A 21,661-nucleotide genomic window follows, 5' to 3' on the forward strand; every position below is an offset into this window, starting at 1 on the left:
CTCAGAACGCGAACACCGGGGCCCCGGGCGCGAGGACACGTGTCCCTGCGGGCGGCGCGGCCAGCGCCGCGACCGTCACCGGGCCGCCCGCCTGGATCCCCAGTGCGGCCGCGAGCCGCTCCGCGCCCTCCGGCATGAGCGGCCAGGACCAGGCGGCGAGCGCCGAGGCGACGGCCAACTGGCCGACCAGCGCTTCGAGTCCGGGCCCGCCCCCGGCATCGCGGTGCGTCCGGCCGAACTCCGCCGCGCCCCGCACCACCGCGTCGAGTACGGGCACGGCGCCGCGCGGGTCGAACGTCCCGGTCTCGTACGCGGCCCTCAACTCGCCTGCGGCGCCCACCAGTCGCGCCCGCAGCTCCTCCCATCCGGCGCCGCCCGCCGCCCCCTCGGGCACCCGACCGCCGCTGCCCTCCTCCACCGCGGCGAACAGCGCCCGCAGCCATCCGTTCCACTCCTGGTCGAGCACCTGCCGCGTCCGGTGCAGACCCGCCTCGCGGAAGACCGTGCTGCGGCCGAGCGGCCAGGTCTCGACGACATGGCGGCGCACGGTGTCGGACCCGTACTCGTTGAGCAGGTCGAGCGCCCACGCTCCGTGCCGCCCCGGCTCGTCGTCCACGCGGTACGTCCAGTTGACGAGGGTCCGCTGGACCGGCTTCACACCGAGCGCGAGCAGTACGGCGGGCAGCAGCAGCACCGGCCCGATGGCGTGCCCGAACCCGCCGAAGTGCAGGGCCTGTTGGGGCAGTGCGGGACCGCCGGGCCCCAGCCCGCCCTGCGCGACGACCTGCATCACGGCGTCCTCGAACCCCGCGTCGATGCGCTGACCGCTGAAGCCTTCGACGGGCACGGGCACCCCGGGACCGCCCGGGCTGCTGACGGCGATCTCCGGCAGCCCGTCGGCCGCGAGCCGCGCGCAGAAGGAGGCGAGACGCGGGGGCAGTTGGGCCGTGTCCCAGTACTCGACGAGCTCGTGCCGCAAGGGTTCGAGGGGCAGCCACAGGCCGCGCCGGTCCTTCGGCACGGTGGCCGCACCGCACCGTACGCACACCGCATCCGTCAGGTCGGCGCCATCATTGGGCCGCGCACAGGCACGGCACACTCCCGCACCCGAGAGAGCCCCGCAGTGCGGGCACCCGCCGCGCACATGGGCACCGTGCAGAACCTGGTCACACGGCGCGCAGTACGGTGCCGGCCGGGTGCGCGGCACCAGGGCTCCCCTCGCGTACAGCTGCCTGAACAGCCTTGCCAGGGCGGCCTGGTAGCTCCGGTCCCGCCCCGGCCGCACCAACCGGTCGAAGGTGATTCCGGCCCGCCGCCAGTCCGCCATGATCCCGGCCCGGAACCCGTCCGCGACCTGCCCGGCGTCCCGCCCCGTGCGCCGCGCCCGCACCGCGACGGAGCTGCGATGGTCGGCCGTTCCCGTGGTGAGGAGCGCGGCCCGCCCGTCGGCGCGCAGGAAGCGGGCAAGCACATCGGCGGCGACGTACGGACCGGCGAGCCGGCCGATGTGCAGTTCACCGTCGGGGGCAAGCGGAGTCGTGGTGATCCACAAGGCCCCCGAGCCGTCGGGGATGTCGATGGGCTTGGTCATGGGCGGACCTCCTCGCAGGACGCACGGGCAAGACCGAAGCCACCCCGAACCCCCTTGTCTCCAGGGGGATTTCGGAGTGGCTTCGCACTGCGTCCAGGCTGACACGCGGGATCGTCCGGTGGCCGGGTCCTGGGCTGCGCGTCCACGCCATTGCGTGGATACGCCACCTCGTGCGGCCCGCCGCGCCCTACGCGGCAACCTTTGTGTCCACAGCCTGTGGGGAGTTGCCGTCGGACACCGGCCCGCGCTCCCCGCGCATCGCGCCCAGCGTGACCAGACCGCCCACCGCGGCGATCCCCGCCGCGCCGAGGAAGGCCGACCGGAATCCGTCGGTCAGGGCGTCCAGGTCGCCCAGCTGCCCGGCACCCTGCGAGGTGGCCAGGGCGGTGAGGGCGGCGAGGCCGAGGGCGGAGCCCACCTGGTAGGTGGTGTTGACGATGCCGGAGGCGAGACCGGCCTGCTCCTGCGGAGCGCCGGACAGGGCGGCCATCATCGCCGGGATGTAGGCGAGGGACATACCGAGCGCGGCGACCAGCGAGGCGGGCAGGACGTCCACCACGAAGGTTCCGGTGGGCTCGACGGCCGACAGCCACAGCAGTCCGAGAGCGAGGACGAGCAGTCCGCCGGCGATCAGCGGCTTCGCGCCGAAGCGGGCGAGCAGCTTCGCGGTGATGAGGGTCATGAAGACCATCAGGAGCCCGGTCATCGGCAGCAGCGCGGCACCGGACGCGAAGGCCCCGTAGCCGAGCACCTGCTGCAGGTAGAGGTTGAGGAAGTACCACATGGGGATCCACGCGGCGCCGAGCAGCGCCATCGCCAGGTTCGACGAGCCCAGGCGCGGCACGCGCCAGATCCCGAGCGGCATCAGCGGCTCCCGCACGTTCTTCTGCAGGACGAAGAACAGCAGCAACAGTGCGCCCGCGCCCACGAGTTGCAGGACCGTTCCGGTCGAGCCCCAGCCGGCCTCCGGCGCCCGGACCACCGCGAACACGGCGAGCGCGAGGCCAGCGGTGACGGCGGCGGCGCCGAGTACGTCCACGGCTCCGCGGCGGCGGCCGACCTCGGGGAGCAGCTTGGTGGCGGCGAGGGTGGCGAGGCCGATCGGCACGTAGATGATGAAGATCCACTGCCAGCTCAGCCACTCGGTGAACACACCGCCGAGGAAGACCCCCGCGGTGCCGCCCGCCGGTGCGGCGGCGCCGTACAGCGCCATCGCCTTGCCGAGCTCCTTGGGGTCGTGCGCGAAGAGCATCATCAGCAGGGTCATCGCGGCGGGCGCGATCAGCGCACCGCCCACGCCCTGCACGGCCCGCCCGACGACCTCGACCCACGCGTTCTGCGCGGCGGCCGCGACGACGGAGCCCGCGATCAGGACGACCCAGCCGGCGCTGAACACCCGTCTCGCGCCGAGCAGATCGGAGAGCCGGCCGCCGAGCAGCAGCAGTCCGCCGAAGGCGATGACGTACGCGTTGAACACCCACTGCAGATCGCCCTGCGAGAAGCCCAGGTCCTCCTGCATCTTCGGCAGCGCGACGCCGATGATGCTCGTATCCATGATCACCATGAACTGCGCGGCGGCGAGCACCAGAAGTGCCCACCAGCGGCGCGGATTTGTGGTTGGCATGACCATCCCCTCCGACGATTCCCTGATACCCCTAGGGGGTATCCAGTAGTGACGAGAGGGGAAGCTAGCACACCCCCTGGGGGTATACAAGATGTGACAGTGGGCGCACGACGAACGGCGCCGGAATCCCTGGGGATTCCGGCGCCGTTGACACGCGGGCGACGGAGCTGCGTCGGTGCGCGAGCCGACCTGCGTCGGTGCGCGAGCGACCGAGCTAGCCGCCGAACAGATTCAGCTCCGCTTCCTTCGCGCCCGCCAGTTCATAGCGCGCGCCGATCACCGGACGCCCGGCGATCAGCCGCAGGAACACCGGCGCGGGCCCGATGAACCGGGCCGGCGGCCGCTCGCCCGAGGAGCCGAGGACCAGCGGTTCGTCGCGGCCGTCCAGGTCCGCGTGGACCGGGACCTGCGTCTTGGCGTACGCGAACGCCGCCGGCGTCAGGGCCAGCGCGTCCTCGATCCCCGCGCCGGCATACGCGTCCGGGGCGCCCACGGCCTCCCGTACGTCACCGGCGTGCAGCCACTCGCCGAGCCCGATCACGTCGAAGAGGCCGCCGGCCTTGGCGATCACCGGACCGGCCTCGGTCATCGCGCGCTCCAGCTCGTCGACGACCTCCGTGTGGGACCAGTCGGCGCGCTCGGCGATATCGCGGTCGTTGCACGCGGGCGAGAACACATCCGGCTCGAAGCGTCCCTCGACCACCCGCATCAGGGCCGAGCCGCAGTGGGCGATCACATGGCGCACGGTCCAGCCCGGGCAGCAGGTGTACCGCGCGAAGTCGGCGTCCGGCAGGGACCTCAACAGCGGGATCAGGGCGTCGCGTTCGGTCCGCAGCAGCCGTCCGGGCAGCTCCGGGTCATGTGTGTCCGTCATGGGCCGGAGAGTAGGCGCCGTGGCCCGTGTTCACCAGAGACAGGGGGGTCGATTCACCGGCCGCCCGAGTCATGCGGCACTCGCCCAGTAGGCGGCCTCATAGTCGCCGCCCGGGGCGAACTCGATGGCGACGGGCGGCTGTTCGGGCTCGCCGACGAAGCCGAAGACCGTGGTACGCCGCATCCCCGGGCCGATGCTGCTGTCCCCGCAGAGCACCCGGCTGGGGTACGCGGTCTCGTCGAGCGCCCCCTGCGGGCCGTACGCCACGGCCCACTGCTGGTCGACCGGGATGTCGCGGGCGGAGGTGTTGTGGATCGTGGCCGTGACGTTGTAGCGGCCGGGCGTCGCGGACACGGCGGTACGGACGGTCACTTCGAGTCCGTTGCCGTACCGCACCCGTGTGCCCGGACCGGCCGGGTCCTTCACCGTGGCGGCGGTCCTGGGCCTGAAGTCGCCCGGGGCGGCGCGCAGTTCGCCGTACAGGAGCGGCCCGGTCACCGCCGTCAGAACCAGGGCCAGCACGGCGAGCGAGCCACCGGCCAGCGGGTACGCCCTGCGCGGTGTCCGGCCGGGCGGCGCGAACTCCCCGTGCGGTGTCCGGCCGGGCGGCGCGAACTCCCTGTGCGGTGTCCGGCCGGTCCCCACCCGTCGTACGGCCACCCGCGTCGCGTACAGCGAGAGGCCGATGAGAAGCAGCGTGACGAGGGCGAAATAGGCGAGGTCTCCCACGGAGGTGAGGTCGCCTTCGCGCCCGAGCTCCGGCGAACCGAGCAGCCGGACGCCTTGAGCGGCAAGCAGCACCGCGGCGCAGCCCAGCCCGAAGGCGGCGTGCGAGGCCCCGTTGCGCCGGGCGGCGAGGAACCTCGCCGACTCGAGCTCTGCCAGCACGCGCTCGTGTTCTTCGTCCCAGTGATCGTGCCCGTGATCCCCGTGATCCCCGTGGTCGCGGGGATCACGGCCGCCCCGGCCGTCGTGGTCACGGTGATCGTCGTCGTACGGCCTGCGTTCCATGGCGCCCCCTGGCCCGGTCCGCTCTCCACCGGATCTGATGCGCACCCCATACCCCCTGGCCCAAGGCCTAGGCTGCGTCCATGGCCGACTACGACGAACTGCGCACCCGCTGGTCGGACGCGCTGCACGAGGCCCGGGGCACGGCGGAGGGTCCCGACCCGGGTCCGTATGCGGAGAATCTGCTGGCCCGCTGGGCCGAACCCCAGCGCCGCTATCACACGCTCGCGCACCTCACCGCGGTCCTTGACCACATCGACGCGCTGGCGGAGCACGCGGACGCTCCCGAACTCGTGCGCCTGGCCGCGTGGTTCCACGACGCCGTCTATCTGCCCGACCGCTCGGAGAACGAGGAGCGTTCCGCGCGCCTGGCCGAACGGGCCCTGGCCGAGGCCGGGTTGGAGCCGTCCGCCGTGGCCGAGGTCGCGCGTCTGGTCCGCCTGACGGTCACGCACGCGCCCGCGGCGGACGACCGCAACGGGCAGGTCCTGTGCGACGCGGATCTGGCGGTCCTGGCGTCAGGGCCCGACGCGTACGCGGCCTATACGAAAGCGGTACGCGAGGAGTACGCCTTCGTTCCGGACGACGCCTTCCGTACGGGCCGGGCGCAGATCTTGGCGCAGCTCCTCGGACTCCCCCGCCTGTTCCACACGCCGTACGGCGCGGCCGAGTGGGAGCCGAAGGCCCGCGCCAACCTGGGGAAAGAACTCGCGGAACGCACCGGCGGCCTCGCATAATCACGCGGTGAGCAATGCCATGGATCAACCCGGACCAGTGGGCGAGCCGTCCCAGGACGCGCCCTTCGCCCTGCCGACCCCCGACCTGACCCTGGTCGCGCTCGCCCCGGCGGCCGCGCTCGACCTGGCCTCGGGCGGCACGGGCGGATTCACCTGGATCGAAGGCGGTCCCGAACAGGGCACGCGGATCGGTGCGGGTCTGATGGCGAAGGCGGCCGCGGACGGCGCGTATGTCCCCGGCTGGGGTACGTATGTCCTGGTCAGGGAGGCGGACGGACTCGCGGTCGGCGCGATGGGCTTCCACGGCGCCCCGGTCGGGGGCCGCGTCGAGGTCGGCTACGACGTGGTCGCCGCGGCCCGCCGCAACGGCTACGCGACCCAGGCCCTGCGTGCCCTGTCGGCCTGGGCCCTGGGCTCGGTCCCGGTGGTGTTCGCGCGTACGGACCCGGGCAACGAGGCGTCCCAGCGGGTGCTGGTGAAGGCGGGGTTCGTGCGGGTGCCTTCGGCGCCCGAGTCGCCCACGTACGAACTGAGGCCGGCCTCGTCCTGAGCCCGCCTCGTCCTGAGCCCGCCTCGCCCTGAGCCGACCCCTCCGAGTCCGCCTGGCCCCTGAGCCCGCCCCGCCCTAAGCCGGCCGCCCCTTGGGCCGGCGCAGGCCGGACTCGGTCAGCAGCCGGACCACCTCGCGCGAGGACACCTCGACCGCCCCCGCCCTCACCGCCTCCGCATAGTGCGCGGACGGAACGTCATAGTGATCGCGCTCGAAGGCCCGCGCGGGACACCCGATCCGGGCCGCGAAGGCGTGCAGCTCCTCGTACGAGGAATCACTCACCAGGTGGGACCACAGCCGCCCGTGCCCGGGCCAGGTGGGCGGATCGATATAGACCGTCACCGCGGGACCCCGCCGAGCGACCCCACCCGCGCCACGATCACCGCGGCCTTGGCGCACACCCAGTGCGGATCCGCGCCCAGCTCCGGCTCCACCTCGAGCGCATGCGGATCACCCGAGCCGCACACGGGGCACAGTGGCCACCGCCCGTACCGTTCGAGCAGCGCGTCCTGGACGTCCTGCGCTATCAGGCCCGCCACGAACTCCGCCCCGTCCGGCCACTGCTCCACCCACCACCGCCGGTGCACGACCGCGTCCTCGACCAGCGAGACGACATCGGCCTCGGCCACCTCGCCGGCCATGAGATCGGCGAGCACGAGGGCGCGTGCCGTGTGGAGGGCCTGCTCCAGGCGGGGTTTGTGTTCCGCGTCGTCCATACCGCCATTGTGCTCCCGGCCCAGGGGCCCGTGCGGCCCGCCATCGGACCCGCGCACTAGGAGCGGGCCTCGACGGTCGGCCCGGCCGACCCGGCCGCCTCGCTCACGCCCCGCTCGGCCGGCACGCTCCCGGCCACCTTCCGGGACGCCCCGGAACCGCCGCCGCGGCTGCGCTGCACCCGCAGCGCCGCGTACGCAGTCACCAGCGCGGTCACGGTCATCGCCGCTCCGGCCCAGGCCGGCGAACGGAACCCGAGGCCCGCGTCGATCACCGAGCCGCCGAGCCAGGGGCCGCCGGTGTTGCCGAGGTTGAAGGCCGCGGTCGTGGTCGCGCCCGCGAGGGTCGGCGCCGCCCCGGCGACGTTGAACATCCGGGCGTTGAGCGCCGGGGCCGTGTAGAAGGCCGAGAAGCCGAGCAGGAACGACAGCGCGACCGCCGCCACCGCACTGTCCGCGAACAGCGCGAAGGCGCCGAGGAAGACGGTCGACGCGGCGATCCCGCTGAACATCACGCCGAACAGATGCGCGTCCGCGATCCGCCCGCCGACCGCCGTACCGATCAGCGCACCCACACCGAAGAGCCCGAGCACCCACGGCACCCAGCCCGAGTCGAGCCCGGCCACGTCGGTGAGCAGCGGTGCGAGATAGCTGAAGGCGCAGAAGACACCGCCGGCCGCGAGCGCGATCAGAGCGATCTGCAGCCAGACGGCACGGTCCTTGTAGATCGCCAACTCGCGCTTCAGCTCCGGCTTCTTCTCCGGCAGCGGGATCCGCGGGATCAGCATGACGACACCGACGAGCGCGATCGCCGAGGAGACCGCCACGGCCCAGAACGCCGAGCGCCAGCCGAGCGTCTCACCGAGGAAGGCACCCGCGGGCACACCCAGCACGTTCGCGACCGAGAGCCCGCCGATCATCACGGCCATCGCCCGGGCCCGCTGCCCGAGGTCCACCATCGCGATGGCGACGGCCGCGCCCACCGCCCAGAAGCCCGCACAGGCGAGGGCGGCGATGACGCGGGAGACGAAGAGGATCTCGTACGAGGGAGCGAGGGCGCCCATGATCTGGCCGAGGCCGAAGACGGAGATCAGGGTGATGAGGGTGGTGCGGCGCGGCAGCCGCAGGGTCGCCACGGCAAGGAGCGGCGCGCCCACCACCATGCCGATCGCGAACGCCGAAATCAGCAGTCCGGCCTGCGGGATCGTGACGTCCATGTCCCGGGCGATCTCCGGAAGCAGCCCGGAGAGCATGAACTCCGCTGTTCCCAGGGCGAATACGGCCACCCCGAGGGTATAGACGGCTATGGGCATACGGGTGCGCGTGGCGGGTGCGGGCATGTCAGGTGCGAACACCAGGGAGGCACCTTTCATTCCGTACGCAATGAGATGAGGGCGTCCGAAGTGACGGCCGCCACACATAAAGGTCCTGTGATGAAGCCGGGACCAAGGGCCTCTTGACGACATAAGAAGCCGAAAATATCTTTCAGATGTGAGCACTGACCTGAAGGAAAGTTTCATGGGTGGAAGCCAGGCGCCCGCACCCGCCGCCCTCGCGGCCAAGGTGCGCACGCTCGCCCCGTCCATGACGCGCTCGATGCAGCGCGTCGCCGAGGCCGTCGCCGGCGACCCGGCCGGCTGCGCGGCCCTCACCGTGACGGGCCTGGCCGAACGCACCGGCACCAGCGAGGCGACCGTCGTGCGCACCGCCCGCCTGCTCGGCTACCCGGGCTACCGCGATCTGCGCCTGGCGCTCGCGGGCCTCGCCGCCCAGCAGCAGTCGGGCCGCGCCCCGGCCGTCACCGCCGACATAGCGGTCGACGATCCGCTGGCCGACGTGGTCGCCAAGCTCGCCTACGACGAGCAGCAGACCCTCGCCGACACCGCCGCCGGTCTCGACATGGCCCAGCTCGGCGCCGCCGTCACCGCTCTCGCGGCCGCCCGCCGCGTGGAGATCTACGGTGTGGCCGCGTCCGGTCTGGTCGCGCAGGACCTCGCGCAGAAGCTCCTGCGTATCGGGCACATCGCTCACGCCCACTCCGACCCGCACCTGGCCGTCACCAACGCGGTGACCCTGCGCTCCGGTGACGTGGCCATCGCGATCACGCACTCGGGCTCCACCGGCGACATCATCGAGCCGCTGCGCGTCGCCTTCGAGCACGGTGCGACGACGATCGCGGTCACCGGCCGCCCGGACAGCCCGGTCACGCAGTACGCGGACCACATACTCACCACCTCGACCGCGCGCGAGAGCGAGCTGCGACCCGCCGCGATGTCCTCGCGTACGTCCCAACTGCTCGTCGTGGACTGCCTGTTCGTCGGCGTCGCGCAGCGGACGTACGAGACCGCGGCGCCCGCACTCGCCGCGTCCTACGAGGCGCTCGCCCACCGGCACAGTCCACGGACCACCCGGTAAGCCCGCTCCGGACCCCGCAATTCCTGCCGCCACCCCTTCACCCGCACATGGAAGAGCACTCCGTCATGACCTCCACCACGCCCGAAACCACCGCCGACGAAGCCGGTGCCGACAGCACGTACGGCGAGCTGCGCGCTCAGCTGGCGACGCTGACGACCGAGGCGTTCCGGCCCGAACTCGCCGAGATCGACCGGCTCTCCACGCTGGAGATCGCGGCCACGATGAACGGCGAGGACGCCTCCGTACCGGCCGCGGTCGCCGCTCAGCTGCCGCAGATCGCGGCGGCGATCGACGGCACGGCCGAGCGGATGGCGCGCGGCGGACGGCTGATCTACGCGGGCGCGGGCACCGCGGGCCGGCTCGGTGTGCTCGACGCCTCCGAGTGCCCCCCGACCTTCAACACCGACCCGTCCGAGGTCATCGGCCTGATCGCCGGCGGTCCTTCCGCCATGGTCACCGCCGTGGAAGGCGCGGAGGACTCCAAGGAGCTCGCCCGTGAGGACCTGGACGGACTGCGGCTCACCGCCGACGACACCGTGGTCGGCATCTCCGCCTCCGGCCGTACGCCCTACGCGATCGGCGCCGTCGAACACGCCCGCGCGCTGGGCGCGTTGACCATCGGTCTGTCCTGCAACGCGGATTCGGCGCTCGCCGCCGCGGCCGAGCACGGTATCGAGGTCGTGGTCGGCCCCGAGCTCCTCACCGGCTCCACGCGCCTGAAGGCGGGGACGGCCCAGAAGCTCGTCCTCAACATGCTCTCCACCATCACGATGATCCGGCTCGGCAAGACGTACGGGAATCTGATGGTGGACGTCCGCGCCTCCAACGAGAAGCTGCGGGCCCGCTCCCGGCGCATCGTCGCCCTCGCCACCGACGCCTCCGACGAGGCCATCGAGGCGGCCCTCACCGGAGCGGACGGGGAGGTGAAGACCGCCATCCTCATGATCCTCGCGGATATCGACGCCGCTACCGCGAACAGGCTCCTGACCGGCTCGCACGGACACCTGCGTGCCGCGCTCCAGGCCTCCACAGGCTGAACCTCCCGTACTCCTTCACAGCAAGGCACCACCGCACATGAGCACCGAAGACAAGAACCGCGCCACTGCCGCCGCGATCCTGCCCCTCGTCGGCGGCGCGGCCAACATCACCTCGATCGCGCACTGCATGACCCGCCTGAGGCTCGGTCTGCGCGACCGCTCGCTCGTCCAGGACGAGGCCCTGAAGGCCGTGCCGGCCGTCATGGGCGTCGTCGAGGACGACACGTACCAGATCGTGCTCGGCCCGGGCACGGTCGCCCGGGTCACGCCCGAGTTCGAGGCGCTGGTCGCCGAGGAGCGCGAGGCGCACCCGGTCACCGCCGATGAACTGGCCGCGCAGGGCGCCGAGATGAAGGCGGCCCAGAAGGCGAAGAACCAGACGCCCTTCAAGCTGTTCCTGCGCCGGATCGCGAACATCTTCGTCCCGCTGATCCCGGCCCTGATCGGCTGCGGCATCATCGCCGGCCTCAACGGCCTCCTGATCAACCTCGGCTGGCTGCCGTCGGTGACCCCGGCGCTCGCCGCCATGGCCTCCGGCTTCATGGCGCTGATCGCGGTCTTCGTGGGCTTCAACACGGCCAAGGAGTTCGGCGGTACGCCGATCCTGGGCGGTGCGGTCGCGGCGATCATCGTCTTCCCGGGCGTCGCCAACATCGAGGCCTTCGGCCAGAAGCTCTCCCCGGGCCAGGGCGGTGTGCTCGGCGCGCTCGGTGCGGCGGTGCTCGCCACGTACGTCGAGAAGTGGTGCCGCAAGTGGGTCCCGGAGGCGGTGGACGTGCTGGTCACGCCGACCCTCACCGTGCTCATCTCGGGCCTGGTCACGATCTTCGGCCTGATGTTCCTCGCCGGTGAGATCTCCACCGGCATCGGTGAGGCGGCCAACTGGCTCCTCGACAACACCGGTGGCTTCGCGGGGCTGGTCCTCGGCGGCCTCTTCCTGCCGCTGGTCATGCTCGGCCTGCACCAGGCCCTGATCCCGATCCACACCACGCTCATCGAGCAGCAGGGCTTCACCGTCCTGCTGCCCATCCTGGCGATGGCGGGCGCGGGCCAGGTCGGCTGCGCGATCGCGGTGTTCAAGCGCCTCAAGCACAACACCTCGATCCGCAACACCATCAAGTCGGCGCTGCCGGCGGGCTTCCTGGGCGTCGGCGAGCCCCTCATCTACGGTGTCTCGCTCCCGCTCGGCCGCCCCTTCATCACCGCCTGCATCGGCGGCGCGGCGGGCGGCGCGTTCGTCGGCACGTTCTCGATGCTCGGCGACAAGGTCGGCTCGACCGCGATCGGCCCGTCGGGCTGGGCGCTCTTCCCGCTTCTCGACGGCAACAAGGGCCTCGGTCTGACGATCGCGATCTACGCGGGCGGTCTGCTGGTCGGGTACCTGGTCGGCTTCTTCGCCACGTACTTCTTCGGCTTCTCGAAGCAGATGCTGGTGGAGCTGAACACGCCGGAGGAGTCGGTGGTCGCGGCATCCGTGACGCCGGCCACCCCGGCCACGGACACGGCTCCGGAGCCTGCGCGGTTGTGACCTGGCGCTGGTGACACATACCGAAGGGCGGCATCCCCTGAAGCCGGGGGTGCCGCCCTTCGGTATGCCGGGGCTTGGGCTCAGTGCGGGAAGAGTCCCGTGTCCACCGTGGTGTCCAGCGGCGCCGGCAGCGACAACTGCTCACCGAACGGCACCCGCTCCGTGTGCTTGTACGCGCCGTTGAGCGGTTCCGTGAACACGGTCGTGGTGGGCCCGTGCTCATCGAAGCGGTCGATCAGGACGTACACCGGAACGGGCGCGTGCGCATACGCCCAGAGCTTCTTCGTACGGTCGTCCTTGGCGTTGCCCTTCGAGGTGATCTCGACGACGAGCAGGGCCTCGGCGGCGTCGACCGGGTCGTTGGTGTCCGAGGCAACGTCGAGGACGGCCATCGGGATGACGACGAGGCCCGGGAGGCAGAGCTTGCCGAGGGGAGCGATCTTCAGACCGAGGGTCTGGAAGATACCTAGCTCGTAGGGCAGGTTCTGATACAGCCTGCGCTGTACGACGGCAGCGATCCCGTGGTGATGCCGGGGCCGCGGAGGCAGCAGGACGATCCGGCCTTCGTCGATCTCGGCGCGCCACCCCTCAGGCACATCCAGTCCGCGCCATGCCTGCAGCAGTTGATCCCACCGACGGCCATGAGACGAGATCTCGGCGGTCACCGCCATTCCCTTCTCCCATGGGCTGAGCAGGCCAAACGTAGATCGACACATCTGCGGCCCGCAGCCGCTTCCCTCAGCGTCCCACGATCGTGTGAGCACCGCACAGACTCAGCCCCGTGCCGCCTTGCGGGCCCGGAAGGCCGCCGCCTTGACGCGGCTGCGGCAGGGGTCGGAGCAGAAGTGGCGTACGGCGTTGCGGGAGTTGTCGATGTAGACGCGGTCGCACTGCGGGGCCGTGCAGACGCCGAGGCGTCCGGCGAGGTCGCTGCCGATGGCGAGCGCGAGGGCGGTCGCGCAGCCGGCGGTCCAGCCCACGGCGAGGGTGTCCTCGGCGCCGTGGAAGTGGACCTGCCAGGGTTCGCCGTCGACGCGGTCGAGCTGGGGGCGGGCGCCTGAGGTGCGCAGCAGGGCGTTCACCAGCTCCGCGGCCTGGTCGGTACGTCCGCGGGCGACCGCGTCGAACACCGCTCTCATCTCCTTGGCGGAGCGGGTGAGATAGACGGCGTGCCGCGGCTCGACCGTGGCGCGGGCGGAGGCGAGCGGAAGGGCTTCGTGGACGGCCCGGGCGAGGTCCTCGCCGCTCGGGGCGGTGTAGGGGCGGCCTTGCCGGGAGCCGTCGGTCAGCGTGTTCACCAGTGAGACGGCCGCGTCGAGCAGCGTCTTCACGTGACCATCGAACATCACTTGACTGGTCACTCCTTCGCGTCCTAGGGTCCATCCGTCACCAACGATATCTATTACGCCGGTTACGGTACGGACAGGGTGGGGGCGGGGCCGTGCGGGACAGGAGGCGGTTGCCGCGAGCCGTACGCCTGCTGATCGTGGCACGGGCGGTGAACCGGCTCGGCGCGTTCTCCCTGTCGTTCCTCACCGTGCTCTTCATGACCGAATTCGGTGCCGGTGCCACCGTCGCCGGATGGGCCGGCGCCGCCTTCGGCCTCGCCACGATCCCCTCACGTCTGATCGGCGGCCGCCTGGCCGACCGGATCGGCCGGCGCCGCACGATCGTCGCGGGCCTGACCGGGTGCGCGGTGGCCCAGCTGGGCCTCGCCGCGGCCGGCACCCTGGCGGCGGCCGTCTGCTGCGCCGTTCTCCTCGGCCTGGTCTTCGAGATCTACGAGCCGCCGAGCCAGGCGCTGATCGCCGACGTGGTGGCACCGGGTGAACACGTCCGCGCCTACGGCCTGTTGAACGCGGCACTGGCCCTCGCGGGCATGGGCGCCGGACTCATGGCGGCGGGCCTGGGACGCTGGGATCTGCGCTGGCTCTTCGTCGCCGACGCCCTCACGTGCGCACTCTGCGCGCTCACCGTGCACTTGATGCTCCCGGCCGACCATCGCGGGGCCGCGAGGGATGTATCCGATGGGGCGGGCGCCGCCGAAGGGGCGGGCCCATCCAAGGGGGTTCCCGTACCCGAAGGGGCGGGCCCATCCGCAGCAGCGGCCGTATCCGAAAGGCCCGCCGCCATCGCGCCGTGGCGCGATGGCGCCCTGCTGCTCATGCTCGCGACCGGCACGTTGTTCGCCGTGGTCTACCTCCAGATCATGACGACGCTCCCGCTCGCCCTGAGCCATGAAGGGCTGCGCCCCGCAGACGCGGGACTCCTGTTCACCGTGTCCGCGCTCACCCTCACCGCGGGCCAGCCGCTCATGCGCCGACGCCCGCTCTCCACCCTCTCGGCACCGGCGGCCTTCTCCACCGGATACCTGCTCCTGGCCCTGGGCCTGGGCGGATACGCAGTGGCCCCCACCCTGTCCGCCCACCTCGCCGCAACCGTCGTCTGGAGCGCGGGCGACCTGCTCCTCGTCGGCCGCGCCTACGCGATCGTCGCCGCCCTGGCCCCGCCCGGCGGCACAGGACGCTACCTGGCCGTCTACGGCACCAGCTGGGGCATCGCGGGAATCGCGGCCCCCTTGGCGGGCACGCAACTCATCGCGTACGCCGGGCCGTCGGCACTCTGGACCACGATGTCCCTCGGCTGCCTGCTGCTCGCCGTACTGCAGACTTCCCTGTTCCGAAGCACCGCCTTCCACCGTACGAACGGCCAGCAGCGCTCGGCGACAGCCGAGGTGCGGGGCGACAGCCGAGGTGCGGGGCGAGCGGGCCGGATGACGGGCGCTCAGCCGCCGCGCAGGACGGGTTCGCTTCGCGGCACAGCACCGCCCCCGCCTCACACGCCCCCTGGCCCTCCCACCCCACCCCCGTTAAGATCCCCCGGGCTCCATCCTTGGCGCCCAACTGCCATAAGGGGGCGGGGAGTTGGGCACTCCACTGGGGCCGGAAGATCCTGAGCGGATCGGGGACTACTGGCTGGCCGCACGGCTCGGGGCCGGCGGGCAGGGCGTCGTGTACGAGGCGTATGACGTCCACGGGGTACGGGTCGCCCTCAAAGCGCTGCACCGCGGCTCCGAGGCCTGGGTGCGGGAACGGTTCGGGCGGGAGGCCGCCGCAGCCCGCAAGGTCGCGGCGTTCTGTACGGCCCGCATACTCGATGTGTCGACGAACGGCGCCGGGCCGGGCCACGGCGTGGGCACCGCATCGGGCGACGACGGGACCCCGGACGATGGCACCCCGGACCGCGGGAGCCCGGACGGCGGCGGGCACGACGTCGCGTACATCGTCAGCGAGTACGTGCCCGGCCCCACCCTCGCCGAACAGGTCCGCAGCCGCGGGCCGTTGGCCCCCGACGCCGTGCTGCGCCTGGCCACCGGCGCCGCGACCGCGCTCGCCGCGATCCATCACGCCGACGTCATCCACCGCGACCTGAAACCGGGCAACATCCTGCTCGGGCCCGACGGCCCCCGCATCATCGACTTCGGCATCGCCCGCGCCCCCGACATGTCCCTCACGGCGACGGGCGCCCTGCTCGGCACGCTCGGCTACATGGCCCCGGAGGTCCTGTCCGGCAAGCGCGCCACGACCGCGTCGGACATCTTCGCCTGGGGGGCGGTGGTGCTCTACGCGGCAAGCGGCGACGAGCCGTTCCGCGGCGCGCACATCGGCGAGGTTGCCCACCGCACCGCGTCCGTGGACCCGGATCTCTCCGCGATCCCCGCGCGCATCCGCCCTCTCATCGCCGCGGCTCTCGCGAAGGATCCCGCTCTGCGGCCCAGCGCACCGGAGTTGGTGCTCGGTCTGGTCGGCGACCTGCCGAAGGCCGCTGATCCGCGGCAGGCGCTGTCGGATACGGGTGCGGCGCGCCAGGCGCTCCTTGAAGCGGGTGCGGCACGGGCGGCCGCTCCCGCCGATGACACCGCGGCAGCTCCCGCGCTCGGCGAGCGCGCGGAATCGGCGTTCACCGAACTGCCGCCCGACGCCCAACTCGCCTCCCAGCAGCTCCTGTTGCGCCTGGTGGTGCCGGGCGAGGCCTCGGACGGCTCGCAGGATTCCGTACGGGCGGCGGACCGGGCCGAGCTGTACGAGGGCCGACCCGAGAGCGAGCAGCGTCCGCTGCGGCTCGCGGTGGAGCGGCTCGCGGAGGCGGGCGTCGTGACGGGTTCGGACGAGGGTTCCGTACGCCTGGTGAGCGCGGCGCTCCTTCCCGCATGGCGCCGCCTGCACGACTGGGTCGCTGCGGACCGCGCGGGCCTTGCCCTGCACCGTTCACTGGGCCGGGCAGCCCGCACCTGGGCCGCGCGCGGCGAACGGGCCGACGACCTGCTGCACGGCTCGGCCCTCCAGGACTGCCTGACCTGGCTGCCGACCGCCCCGTTCCAGCTGCGCCCCAACCCGCTGGAGGTCCGCTTCCTGGAAGCGGCGCGCGAGGAGGCCGCCCGTGCGGCCCGCCGCCGCCGCCAACTCCTGTCCGGCCTGGCCGTGTTGACGGTCCTCGCCCTGCTCGGCGGCCTCTTCGGCGTCTTCCAGGCACGGGAGTCCGCGCGCCAGCGCGAGACAGCGGAGCTGCGGCGCGCGCAAGCCACGGCCCGGTCGGTGGCTCAGGCGGCGGAGAGTCTGCGGAGTACGGAGCCGGATACGGCGTTGTTGCTGAGCCTGGCGTCTTGGCGGATCGCTGAAGTGCCGGAGGCGCGGGCTGCGTTGGCGGCGGGCGGTACGCAGCGGGCTCTCGACACGGTGGCATTACCGCGGGTGACCGAAGGCCCGGGAGCCGGCGCGGTGCTGCTCGGTACCGCCGACTCCCTGGTGTCGTACCGCCCGTACTCCGCGGAGATCTGGGACCTGGCAAAGGGGAAGGCGGGTGCGCGCGAGCCCCGAGCAAAGTTCACGCGAGGGCTCTCCGGCCCCATGAGCGACCGAGCCCCGGCCGTGAGTCCCGACGGCCGGCTCCTTCTGGCGTGGGAGAAGGGGAACACGTATCGGCTGGTTTCCACGCGCGACGGCAAGCCCTCCGGTGGCGTCTACACAGCTCCGGCCAATACCGAGCCCGACGCCTTGAGCAACAAGGGCCATGCGGTGTTCGTCGACGACGGCAGACACGTCGGCGAGAAGATCAGTGTTCTGCTGGGCCCCGACGGCCGCCGACTCGCCGAATGGGAAGCGATGGGCGGCCAGACCCTGGCCCCCGACGGCTCTCACGTCGCGTACTGCGATCTCGACGGCGATTCCCCGCTGGAGGTCTCGACCATCACGTCGACCGGCATCCGCCACGCCTTCGACGCGATCGACCCCCAGTCCCTCGGGCAGGACGACTGCGGCGGCGCTGTCTCGTTCGACGCGGACGGCAGCAGGATGTCCATGGGCAGCTCCGGTGGGAGCTACGAAATCTGGGACACCGCGGGCGGCACCCACGTCGAAGAGGTCTCGGAGATGAGCAGTTCCGATGACAACGCCGACTGGAATGTCGCGCTGACCGGCAATGGTGACCAGCTCTTCGGCTGGTCGTCCGACGGCGACATCAAGATTGTCGACATCACCTCCGACACCCCGGTCCTGCACATCCCCGGTATCGCCGCGAAAGGCCGTGATGGCTGGCTCATCACGGGGGCGGTCCTCGATGACCGTACGAAGACCGTCGCGTACATGACCTCACACGGGAACGAGGTGATCCGACTCGACGTGTCGGCGGTTCTCTCGGGCGAGGCCCAGAAACTGGGCACCCGGGGCGTCGCCGTTTCCCCTGACGGCAGGGTCGGCCTGCTGACTGTCGGCTTCCCTTGGCCCGAGTACCAGCAGCTCATCGACCTGACGACGGGCAAGATGCGGGGCGCGCCCATGCCTCAGCACATCCCCGAGGCGCAGATCCCCAGACCTTCCGGTCCGCAATCCCTTTCCATGGACGGGCGCTTCGCCGCATTCATGGACTTCAGCGGCGGCACGCAGCAGCTCGCGGCCGTGTGGGACACCGAGGAGGGGCGCAAGAAGTGGGCCGCCCCTGTCCCCAAGGACCGTGACCTCGTCTCCATCGGCTTGTCCCCTGACGGGAGTTATCTGTCCGTCCTGTACGAGTGGGCGGGTGACGCTTCGGCCGACGGCGGTGACCTGGACGTCTGGGACATCCGCGAGAGGAAGAAGGTGCACCGCTTCCCACGGTTCTCCGGACCGGCGCTGTTCGGCCCGGACAGCCGCACCCTCGTCACAGGCCGTGGCGAGGTTCTCGACCTGGCGACGAAGAAGATCCGCAAGGTTCCCGCCTTCGCCCAGGAATCCACCAGCTACCTGGCCTTCTCACCGGACGGCGAAACCCTCGCCGTGCTCAAGGAGTCAGGCTGGCTCGAGCTCTGGGACCGCGCAGCCCGCGAGCGCCTCGCCCGCATGCCGGGCAGCACCGTGCAGGGCGGCACCCACTACGGCCAGCACATCCACAGCCCGGCCTTCTCCCGGGACGGGAGGTTCCTCGCAGCCGTCGTAGGTCAGACCGGCGGCGCGGTCCAGCTCTGGGATCTCGACACCCGCTCATCGCTGGGCAGGCCCATCGACCCCACCGGCAACACGATTGACGCGCTCGGATTCCGCGACAACAAACTCCTCACCCTCAGCGGCACCCGCGTCCACACCCTGGACCTCGATCCCGACGAACTTGCGCAGACCATCTGCAAGAAAGCCGGCCGCGACATCACGCGAGAGGAATGGGGCCTCTACGTCCCCGACGTTCCATACCGCAGCATCTGCTGAAGCGGACCGAGAGGTCCCCGACGAAGGACGGCACCCCCACCGACACGGGATGCCGCCCCTCGTACACAACGAAGCTCAGCTCAGCGACGCGATCGCCTTCGCGTCGTACGCCGCCAGCTCGTCCACCCGCCCGTCGAGCACCTTCCGCGCCCACTCCGGGTCCTGGAGCAGTGCGCGACCCACCGCGATCAGGTCGAACTCGTCGCCCTCCATGCGGTCGAAGAGGTCGTCGATGCTGCGGGCCGCGGAGCCCTGGCCGGCGAACGCACCGAAGAACTCGCCGTCCAGGCCGACCGAGCCCACCGAGATGGTGGGCTTGCCGGTGAGCTTCTTCGTCCAGCCCGCCAGGTTCAGGTCGGAGCCCTCGAACTCGGGGAGCCAGTAGCGGCGGGTCGAGGCGTGGAAGACGTCGACGCCGGCCGCGGCCAGCGGGGCGAGGATCGCCTCGAGCTCCTCGGGGGTCTCCGCGAGGCGGGCCGTGTAGTCCTGCTGCTTCCACTGCGAGTAGCGGAAGAGGACCGGGAAGTCCGGGGAGACGGCCGCGCGGACCGCCGCGACGATCTCGGCCGCGAACTTCGTACGGGCCACCGCGGAGCCGCCGTACGCGTCGGTGCGGCGGTTGGTGCCCTCCCACAGGAACTGGTCGATCAAGTAGCCGTGCGCACCGTGCAGTTCGACCCCGTCGAAGCCGAGGCGTTCGGCGTCGGCGGCGGCCTGCGCGAAGGCGGCGATGACGTCGTCGAGGTCCTGCTGGGTCATGGCCTTGCCCTTGGGCTCGGCACCCTGCTTGTGGATGCCGGACGGGCCCATGGGCTCGGCGTCCGTGAACGGCGGTTCGCCCGCCCTGCGGACCATGCCGATGTGCCAGAGCTGCGGCATGATCGTGCCGCCCGCCGCGTGCACGGCGTCCGCGACCTTCTTCCAGCCCGCGAGCTGCTCCTCGCCGTGGAAGCGCGGAACGCTGTCGCTCTGGCCGGCCGACGCGTGGCCGACGTAGGTGCCCTCGGTGATGATCAGGCCGACGCCGGCGGCCGCGCGCCGCGCGTAGTACGAGATCACGTCGTCGGTGGGTATGCCGCCCGGCGAGAACATCCGGGTCATGGGCGCCATGACGATCCTGTTGGGGACGGTCAGGCCGTTGAGCTGCACCGGGCGGGACAGGACCTGGGCGGCGCGGCCCGTGGTGCCGGTGGGCTCGGTGGCGTCGGCGACGGTCACGTGGGGGCTCCTTGGGGAGGGGGCACATGGACGGGTACGGCAGGTGTTGCGGGCACGGCAGGTGTTGCGGGTACGGCATACCGACCGGTGAGTATGCACCGGTCGCGTCCTGTGCAACTGGCGCACCCCGCACCGCATTCCGCCTCCCTTGGCCCCTCGTGCGTGATCCCGGACACGTGCCCCGGACGCGCCTCGCAGAACCTCAGACCCCCAATCCCCGCAATCCCACCCAGAGCGCCACCGTCGCCCCCGCCAGCGCGACCGGCGTCGTGAGCAGTCCGAGCGTGGTGAACTCCCGCAGCCGTACGTCGTGGTCGTGCTGCTGCGCGATGCGGCGCCAGAGCAGGGTGGCCAGGGAGCCCGTGTACGTCAGGTTGGGCCCGATGTTCACGCCGAGCAGGACGGCGAGCACCGCACCCGGGCCGGACGGCGCCGCGAGCGGGATCAGGGCGAGGACCGCGGGCAGGTTGTTGATGAGGTTGGCCAGGAGCGCGGCGAGCGCGGCCGTGCCGAGCAGCGCGGGCAGCGAGCTGCCGTCGGGCAGGACGCGGGCGAGGGCGTCACCGAGACCGTTGTCGACGACGGCCCGCACGATGATGCCGAGGCACAGGACGAAGAGCAGGAACGGCCAGTGGGTCGCGCGCACGATCCCCGCCGGCGTCGTGAGCCGCCTGCTCAGGGCACGGACGCCCATCACGGCCGCACCCGCCGCGGCCGCCCACGCCGGGTCGATGCCGAGCGCGGACGCGACGGCGAACCCGGCGAGCGTCGCGCACACGGTGATCAGGGCGAACAGCGGCAGCTCGGGCGGTTCGTCGGCGGCCACGGACCCGGCGGGTGCGTCGAGGTCGGCGGCGAAGTACCGGCGGAACACCGCGTACTCGATCGCGATGGCCACCAGCCACGGAAGCAGCATGAGGAGCGCGAAGCGCGTGAAGCTCAGGCCGGTGGCGGCGAAGGCGAGCAGGTTCGTCAGATTCGATACGGGCAGCAGCAGCGAAGCGGTGTTGGAGAGGTGGGCGCTCGCATAGACATGGGGCGCGGGCCGGGCGCCCATCCTGGCCGCCGTCGCGAACACCACCGGGGTCAGCAGGACGACGGTGGCGTCCAGGCTGAGCGCGGCGGTGATCAGTGAGGCCAGCGTGAACACCGCGCCGAGCAGCCGGCGCGGACGGTGCCGGGCCCAGCGGGCCATCCAGGTCCCGCAGGCGTGGAAGAGCCCTTCGTCGGCGCAGAGCTGCGCGAGGACGAGCACCGCGGCGAGGAACCCGATGACCGGCCCGAGCCGGGCGGCCTCCTCCTCCACCTCCGCGAGCGGAAGCCCACCGGAGACGATCACGACGGCCGCCGCGGGTACGGCGAACACCGCCTCCGGCCGCCCGAAGGGCCGTACGACGGCACAGACGAGGACCACGACGAGGGCGGCCACGGCCAGGGACTCGATCAGCACGTACCTGATCATCGCTCCTGGACGCCCTCGCCCCTCCCAGGGGGCCTGCCCGGCGGCGGGCCGAGGCGGCGAGGAGCGGCCGCTCGGGCGGGGTGAGATCGCGGCCGGGGGAAGGCCGCTTGATGGAGGGCTGAGGTCGCCGAGACTCTCGTACGTCAGCGCCGGCACCGGGCCGCCGGCCC

At 71.9% G+C, this 21,661-nt stretch carries 18 protein-coding genes; 7 read left to right on the top strand and 11 right to left on the bottom strand.

The window, feature by feature from the left end; genetic code table 11:
- Nucleotide 1: 1 nt before the first annotated feature.
- From ABT367_RS25995 to ABT367_RS26010, 4 genes are all read right to left on the bottom strand, one after another.
- Nucleotides 2-1,591 (bottom strand): class I tRNA ligase family protein, encoded by a 1,590-nt coding sequence (locus ABT367_RS25995; RefSeq protein WP_352255513.1) that lies wholly within the window; start codon nucleotides 1,589-1,591, stop codon nucleotides 2-4.
- A 187-nt stretch (nucleotides 1,592-1,778) separates the two neighbouring features.
- Nucleotides 1,779-3,215 carry an MFS transporter gene (locus tag ABT367_RS26000; protein ID WP_352255514.1) on the bottom strand — a complete coding sequence of 479 codons (1,437 nt, stop codon included), beginning with the start codon at nucleotides 3,213-3,215 and terminating at the stop codon, nucleotides 1,779-1,781.
- Nucleotides 3,216-3,429: 214 nt separating this feature from the next.
- Nucleotides 3,430-4,089: a maleylpyruvate isomerase family mycothiol-dependent enzyme gene (locus ABT367_RS26005; RefSeq protein ID WP_352255515.1), complete on the bottom strand. Its 660-nt coding sequence runs from the start codon at nucleotides 4,087-4,089 to the stop codon at nucleotides 3,430-3,432.
- 69 nt (nucleotides 4,090-4,158) lie between these two features.
- The gene (locus ABT367_RS26010) at nucleotides 4,159-5,100 is read right to left on the bottom strand and encodes a hypothetical protein (protein ID WP_352255516.1); all 942 of its coding nucleotides are present in this window, start codon (nucleotides 5,098-5,100) and stop codon (nucleotides 4,159-4,161) included.
- 80 nt (nucleotides 5,101-5,180) lie between these two features.
- On the opposite strand from ABT367_RS26010, the gene ABT367_RS26015 reads away from it, so the two are divergent.
- Together ABT367_RS26015 and ABT367_RS26020 are read left to right on the top strand one after the other, a co-directional pair.
- The gene (locus tag ABT367_RS26015; RefSeq protein ID WP_352255517.1) at nucleotides 5,181-5,834 is read left to right on the top strand and encodes an HD domain-containing protein; all 654 of its coding nucleotides are present in this window, start codon (nucleotides 5,181-5,183) and stop codon (nucleotides 5,832-5,834) included.
- A gap of 7 nt (nucleotides 5,835-5,841) precedes the next feature.
- Complete coding sequence (locus ABT367_RS26020; protein ID WP_352255518.1) at nucleotides 5,842-6,384, top strand: GNAT family N-acetyltransferase; 543 nt, start codon at nucleotides 5,842-5,844, stop codon at nucleotides 6,382-6,384.
- A 75-nt stretch (nucleotides 6,385-6,459) separates the two neighbouring features.
- Here ABT367_RS26020 and ABT367_RS26025 read toward each other — a convergent pair whose 3' ends face one another.
- Genes ABT367_RS26025 through ABT367_RS26035 form a run of 3 tightly spaced genes read right to left on the bottom strand, consistent with a single transcriptional unit; the run spans nucleotide 6,460 to nucleotide 8,410 of the window.
- On the bottom strand, nucleotides 6,460-6,726 hold the full coding sequence (locus tag ABT367_RS26025) for a DUF4031 domain-containing protein (RefSeq protein ID WP_199551754.1): 267 nt from the start codon (nucleotides 6,724-6,726) through the stop codon (nucleotides 6,460-6,462).
- Nucleotides 6,723-7,100: a hypothetical protein gene (locus ABT367_RS26030; protein WP_352255519.1), complete on the bottom strand. Its 378-nt coding sequence runs from the start codon at nucleotides 7,098-7,100 to the stop codon at nucleotides 6,723-6,725. The genes ABT367_RS26025 and ABT367_RS26030 overlap by 4 nt, the downstream gene beginning before the upstream one ends.
- Nucleotides 7,101-7,156: 56 nt before the next feature.
- Nucleotides 7,157-8,410 carry a Cmx/CmrA family chloramphenicol efflux MFS transporter gene (locus tag ABT367_RS26035; protein WP_352255530.1) on the bottom strand — a complete coding sequence of 418 codons (1,254 nt, stop codon included), beginning with the start codon at nucleotides 8,408-8,410 and terminating at the stop codon, nucleotides 7,157-7,159.
- 205 nt (nucleotides 8,411-8,615) lie between these two features.
- Between ABT367_RS26035 and ABT367_RS26040 the strand changes: the two genes are divergently transcribed.
- From ABT367_RS26040 to ABT367_RS26050, 3 genes are all read left to right on the top strand, one after another.
- Complete coding sequence (locus ABT367_RS26040) at nucleotides 8,616-9,512, top strand: MurR/RpiR family transcriptional regulator (protein ID WP_352255520.1); 897 nt, start codon at nucleotides 8,616-8,618, stop codon at nucleotides 9,510-9,512.
- 65 nt (nucleotides 9,513-9,577) lie between these two features.
- A complete protein-coding gene (murQ, locus tag ABT367_RS26045) occupies nucleotides 9,578-10,549 on the top strand; it encodes an N-acetylmuramic acid 6-phosphate etherase (protein WP_352255521.1) in 972 nt (323 codons plus the stop codon).
- Nucleotides 10,550-10,586: 37 nt separating this feature from the next.
- Entirely contained in the window at nucleotides 10,587-12,077 is a 1,491-nt protein-coding gene (locus tag ABT367_RS26050; protein ID WP_352255522.1) for a PTS transporter subunit EIIC, read from the top strand.
- Between the two features lie 80 nt (nucleotides 12,078-12,157).
- Here ABT367_RS26050 and ABT367_RS26055 read toward each other — a convergent pair whose 3' ends face one another.
- Nucleotides 12,158-12,748 (bottom strand): Uma2 family endonuclease, encoded by a 591-nt coding sequence (locus ABT367_RS26055; protein ID WP_352255523.1) that lies wholly within the window; start codon nucleotides 12,746-12,748, stop codon nucleotides 12,158-12,160.
- 102 nt (nucleotides 12,749-12,850) lie between these two features.
- On the bottom strand, nucleotides 12,851-13,423 hold the full coding sequence (locus tag ABT367_RS26060) for a CGNR zinc finger domain-containing protein (protein ID WP_352255524.1): 573 nt from the start codon (nucleotides 13,421-13,423) through the stop codon (nucleotides 12,851-12,853).
- 113 nt (nucleotides 13,424-13,536) lie between these two features.
- Between ABT367_RS26060 and ABT367_RS26065 the strand changes: the two genes are divergently transcribed.
- Both ABT367_RS26065 and ABT367_RS26070 read left to right on the top strand, forming a co-directional pair.
- Nucleotides 13,537-15,033: an MFS transporter gene (locus tag ABT367_RS26065; RefSeq protein ID WP_352255525.1), complete on the top strand. Its 1,497-nt coding sequence runs from the start codon at nucleotides 13,537-13,539 to the stop codon at nucleotides 15,031-15,033.
- Nucleotides 15,002-18,811 carry a WD40 repeat domain-containing serine/threonine protein kinase gene (locus tag ABT367_RS26070; protein WP_352255526.1) on the top strand — a complete coding sequence of 1,270 codons (3,810 nt, stop codon included), beginning with the start codon at nucleotides 15,002-15,004 and terminating at the stop codon, nucleotides 18,809-18,811. The genes ABT367_RS26065 and ABT367_RS26070 overlap by 32 nt, the downstream gene beginning before the upstream one ends.
- A 75-nt stretch (nucleotides 18,812-18,886) precedes the next feature.
- Here the strand turns inward: ABT367_RS26070 and ABT367_RS26075 are convergent, their stop codons facing one another.
- Entirely contained in the window at nucleotides 18,887-20,029 is a 1,143-nt protein-coding gene (locus tag ABT367_RS26075) for an NADH:flavin oxidoreductase (protein ID WP_352255527.1), read from the bottom strand.
- 202 nt (nucleotides 20,030-20,231) lie between these two features.
- Nucleotides 20,232-21,491: an SLC13 family permease gene (locus ABT367_RS26080; RefSeq protein WP_352255528.1), complete on the bottom strand. Its 1,260-nt coding sequence runs from the start codon at nucleotides 21,489-21,491 to the stop codon at nucleotides 20,232-20,234.
- Nucleotides 21,492-21,661: the final 170 nt, after the last annotated feature.

It is taken from the genome of Streptomyces mesophilus (genome assembly GCF_040300965.1).
GTDB lineage: Bacteria > Actinomycetota > Actinomycetes > Streptomycetales > Streptomycetaceae > Streptomyces > Streptomyces mesophilus_A.

Coding starts and splice junctions, on each gene's coding strand:
- ABT367_RS26015 (WP_352255517.1), top strand. CDS start 5,181: ATGGCCGACTACGACGAACTGCGCACCCGCTGGTCGGACGCGCTGCAC.
- ABT367_RS26050 (WP_352255522.1), top strand. CDS start 10,587: ATGAGCACCGAAGACAAGAACCGCGCCACTGCCGCCGCGATCCTGCCC.
- ABT367_RS26080 (WP_352255528.1), bottom strand. CDS start 21,491: ATGATCAGGTACGTGCTGATCGAGTCCCTGGCCGTGGCCGCCCTCGTC.
- ABT367_RS26005 (WP_352255515.1), bottom strand. CDS start 4,089: ATGACGGACACACATGACCCGGAGCTGCCCGGACGGCTGCTGCGGACC.
- ABT367_RS26035 (WP_352255530.1), bottom strand. CDS start 8,410: ATGCCCATAGCCGTCTATACCCTCGGGGTGGCCGTATTCGCCCTGGGA.
- ABT367_RS26040 (WP_352255520.1), top strand. CDS start 8,616: ATGGGTGGAAGCCAGGCGCCCGCACCCGCCGCCCTCGCGGCCAAGGTG.
- murQ (WP_352255521.1), top strand. CDS start 9,578: ATGACCTCCACCACGCCCGAAACCACCGCCGACGAAGCCGGTGCCGAC.
- ABT367_RS25995 (WP_352255513.1), bottom strand. CDS start 1,591: ATGACCAAGCCCATCGACATCCCCGACGGCTCGGGGGCCTTGTGGATC.
- ABT367_RS26060 (WP_352255524.1), bottom strand. CDS start 13,423: ATGTTCGATGGTCACGTGAAGACGCTGCTCGACGCGGCCGTCTCACTG.
- ABT367_RS26000 (WP_352255514.1), bottom strand. CDS start 3,215: ATGCCAACCACAAATCCGCGCCGCTGGTGGGCACTTCTGGTGCTCGCC.
- ABT367_RS26030 (WP_352255519.1), bottom strand. CDS start 7,100: ATGGACGACGCGGAACACAAACCCCGCCTGGAGCAGGCCCTCCACACG.
- ABT367_RS26055 (WP_352255523.1), bottom strand. CDS start 12,748: ATGGCGGTGACCGCCGAGATCTCGTCTCATGGCCGTCGGTGGGATCAA.
- ABT367_RS26010 (WP_352255516.1), bottom strand. CDS start 5,100: ATGGAACGCAGGCCGTACGACGACGATCACCGTGACCACGACGGCCGG.